This is a genomic window from Desulfovibrio sp. SGI.102 (assembly GCF_050314315.1).
Taxonomy (GTDB): Bacteria; Desulfobacterota; Desulfovibrionia; order Desulfovibrionales; family Desulfovibrionaceae; genus Desulfovibrio.
The window spans coordinates 1-219 of sequence record NZ_JBNPNC010000153.1; the positions used below are offsets into that span (position 1 = coordinate 1).

Consider the following 219-nt stretch of genomic DNA (forward strand, 5'->3'; position numbering starts at 1 on the left):
ATCCGGAAAAAGATCCGGGATCCGCATCGGTCCACCTGAAAACGTGCCTGCTGCCCGAGGCCTCATTGGACGCCGGTTCGTTTACAGGCTGGGGAGCATGGTTGGCTGATGTGATAATGAAAACGAGCATCGCGCGCTGTCTGAGGAAGATAGAAGGGGATTTCATCCTGTTGCACGGAACACAAGCGCCGACATCCCCGCAGGCCCAGCGGCAAAAGT

The 219-nt window shown here is 57.1% G+C and carries 1 protein-coding gene; it reads left to right on the forward strand.

Annotation, left to right across the window (positions count from 1 at the left end):
• Nucleotides 1-219 (forward strand): hypothetical protein (locus tag ACQRCJ_RS12585; protein WP_427799963.1); only part of this gene is annotated, 219 nt, incomplete at both ends.